This window comes from Pseudoalteromonas sp. A757 (assembly GCF_004103285.1).
Lineage (GTDB): Bacteria > Pseudomonadota > Gammaproteobacteria > Enterobacterales > Alteromonadaceae > Pseudoalteromonas > Pseudoalteromonas galatheae.
In genome coordinates this window covers 1-3,356 of the sequence record NZ_QNQN01000040.1, presented here as the reverse complement: position 1 = coordinate 3,356, position 3,356 = coordinate 1, and the positions used below count along the sequence as shown (strand labels likewise).

Here is a 3,356-nt window from a genome sequence, read left to right as displayed (position 1 = left end):
TAGGTCAACATATTTAATAAAAGTGGCTTAAATTCTGAGAGATCATCGCCGCGAGAGTATTTCTGATGAAGAAGATACAATGAGTCACTAACTAGCCTAAATGAACCTTTCATCTTCACATCGGCAGGATCATCATCAAATTTGATTTCTTCAACATCTTCTTCAATACATTCCAGTCTAAAGGAAACCCTATCATCATAATATTCTTTATTTTTTAAAGTATCTCTTAACATCTTCTGCTCCTATCACAGGGTCACTGGCTTGTCTATAATATTGGCATTTTTGTCTAATGCTTTAATTACTAAAGTTCCATCTTCTTTATTTCGAATCAATAATTTTTGTACAGAGTCTTTATTTTTTTGAAGGCTCTTGAGGATTTTACGTCTTGTTTTTTCGTCAATTCCTGCTTGTTCTAATCTTTTTTCTGTTACCCACGCATTACTCATTTGTTTACCATTTTTAGTTTTACCTAATGGAGAGGTGTTATATTTGGCTTCTGTAATCACATAGTCTGGTGGTGGATTTGGGTGCAGATATATTCCGTCAATACCGGATTGTCCTGGTTTATAATTACCATCGGTTTTACCTAGTGGTGTATAGCCATTCTCCAACATTAATTGGTGTGCATTGTACTCACCAGTAGCACCTTTTCTATGGTTTAGTGATTTATGCTGCGTAAAGTCACTAGGCGTCTTACGTGATGGCGGATTAACTTTGTTAACAGGGGCACCTTTGAGATCGTTTCCTTCTGGAGCTGAAAGCTCCGGCGCTTTAGATTTCTTCGGCACATTGGTAACACCAACCTGTGGTAACTCTCCTTGATATTCATCCAGTGCTTTATTAACTCGCTGTCCGATTTCTTGGGCGGCTTGTTGCATATGCTGGTCGATTTTGGGGGTGATGTCGTCTAGGCGTTTTACTGTGGCTTGCATGCCTTCGATGGCGGCGTCTGGGAGTAGTATGTCGTAGTGCCAACTGGTAGACATTTCATCGAGTGAATCGCGTAGGCCTTTGGATGTTTTTTACTTCCGTGGCGGATTGTTTTCCTAGGTCTTGCCAGTTGATGTCTCTTAGGTATTTAACTGGGTCGCCTTTGTCGACTTTTCTTTGGGTAAAAAGCCGCAGTACAGCAAGCGCAGCGGAGAGGGATTCTCCGGTATTTTTTAAGATAACCTTGCCCACTACTGGCACTAAACCAATACTGATAAGTTAACTAGTGTTTGCCCTGAGAAGAGGAGCAACTTGGAACGGTGATTCTAGGACGGAGTTATTCTTTGTTAATCTATGAGCAAAGTGGAATCCGGCCCTAGCTAACTGGTAAGTTAATATTAAAAAACGTGTCTAATGAATCATCATGCGTAACCGGGGATACGGTCATCTTGATGATTCATTAAGTGATGTGTGCCGTTACTAATCACATTTGCATACAGCGTTACTCGTGCTGCTTAATAGCGCCACGTACCATAGAAGCCATATCAATAATTTCCATATCACCCATATCGGCAATTAAATTCAAATGGGCAAAAATATCGCACTTTTCAATATTCTTGACTTTTTTCTCGCCACCCATAAATAAAAATGGCGCAAAGCCGTACACTTCATCGGCATTGAGTGGGCCATGTTTTTTTAATGTCGCAGGAAAAAGTGGTTTCCCTTGGTTATCTTTAATATCAAGTTGCTCAGGCTCTTGAAGCGCTATAAAATCTTTTGCAGTTTGGTTAGCCTTACCAGCTGCAATATCTTGCTCGCTTCCTTCGCTTGTTGTTATCCAGTTAAGGTGCGGGCTGATTTCTAGGGATTCACCTGTTTTTTCGCCGTAAATCTGAAGTTCACCCCAAGCATTGCGCGCAATAACATAATAAATATCATCTTGCTCAAACGGGGTATCTTCTAAAAATCGATCAAGGATGTCTTGATAATCCGCGGGGTTTGTCAACCAAAATAAACCATCGGCAAAACCGCTGAAGCCGAGTATTTGCCAGTATTCAAGTAGCTGATCAGGGAGCTTCCCTCGATACGCTTCTATATCAGCGGTAGTCGCGGGTACAATTGTTGTTGGTTGGCCAAATTCGCTTAAAAAAAAGGCTAAATCGTCATCATTAGTTTCTATCATGGGTTCTCTACTTTTTGTTTAACGGGCAGCGCTCAAGTTTAATGTTTAACTTAGCATCTGGGCCATATTCTTTAAATGCTTTTTCAACTTGCTCATCCATTAATTCAACGCGTGTTTTACTTCCTTTTTTACTTCCTATAGGCGCTTTAGCCCACTGCGGACCTATAGATTCATTAACTCTTTTATCACCCAGACGAGTAACATTATCATAACCGCCAGCGCCCATATCAGGGTCATGTAATGCATGTAAATTGTTCATAATTTCTGTTGTTCTTTGCGCAGCTAATTTTTTTGCTTCAGTACGTGATTTGTTTCTACCGTATGATTTCTTGAGAGATTTATATAGTTTGTATCTGAACTTATCTCTAAAACCATTTTGAGCAGTTCCAGTCCCCTTACGCTTCATATTTTTGTATCGATCGCGGTTTTCTCTGTATTCACCAATGGTTAAATCATTTAAGCCTGCTTCTTGATACTTAAGTTGCCTTGCGTAATTCTGTTCTAAAGCACGTAAGTCGCCCTTATGTTTTTTCCTTAAGTTATCACTTGGTTTAAAACAGGGGACCTTGTATGCTTTCATGCCTGCTTTGAGAGGGTGCAATCCCTTCCCCCCCGGTAACTCATTCCCTTTTGGTGGTTCCAACTCATCGGCTTTGGCTTTGGTGGGCTTGTCGGTAACGCCTCGAATTGGTGATTGGCCTTGATATTCATCCAGCGCTTTATTAACTCGCTGTCCGATTTCTTGGGCGGCTTGTTGCATATGCTGGTCGATTTTGGGGGTGACCTCGTCTAGGCGTTTTACTGTGGTTTGCATGCCTTCGATGGCGGCGTCTGGGAGCAGTAGGTCGTAGTGCCAACTGGTAGACATTTCATCGAGTGAATCGCGCAGGCCTTTGACGATGTTTTTAACTTCCGTGGCGGATTGTTTTCCTAGGTCTTGCCAGTTGATGTCTCTTAGGTATTTAACTGGGTCGCCTTTGCCTAGCTTGCGAAGTACCGCAAGCGCAGCCGAGAGGGATTCTCCGGTATTTTTTAAGATAACCTTGCCTACGCCTTTGACGGCTGAGCCCACAACTGGCACTAAACCAATGCCGGTGAGGGTAAAGGCAAGCCAAGCGTCGGTGTCGTTGGCTTCATCATCGTCGGTCAGTAACATGACATTGGCGATGATATCTCGTAAATCCATGACTTGGTCGATAATTGGTATCATGGAAATCAAGGTACCTACCACGATTTGTGACGT

General features: G+C 42.1%; 4 protein-coding genes. All 4 read right to left on the bottom strand.

What is annotated here, in order from left to right; all coding sequences use genetic code 11:
* On the bottom strand, window positions 1-233 hold a 233-nt coding region (locus DRB05_RS00320; protein WP_128725183.1), incomplete at its 3' end, for a PoNe immunity protein domain-containing protein.
* A gap of 12 nt (window positions 234-245) precedes the next feature.
* Window positions 246-878 (bottom strand): hypothetical protein, encoded by a 633-nt coding sequence (locus DRB05_RS00315; protein ID WP_240036178.1) that lies wholly within the window; start codon window positions 876-878, stop codon window positions 246-248.
* A 554-nt stretch (window positions 879-1,432) separates the two neighbouring features.
* Entirely contained in the window at window positions 1,433-2,113 is a 681-nt protein-coding gene (locus DRB05_RS00310; RefSeq protein WP_128725181.1) for a GAD-like domain-containing protein, read from the bottom strand.
* Window positions 2,114-2,120: 7 nt separating this feature from the next.
* On the bottom strand, window positions 2,121-3,356 hold a 1,236-nt coding region (locus DRB05_RS00305), incomplete at its 5' end, for a polymorphic toxin type 15 domain-containing protein (protein WP_240036177.1).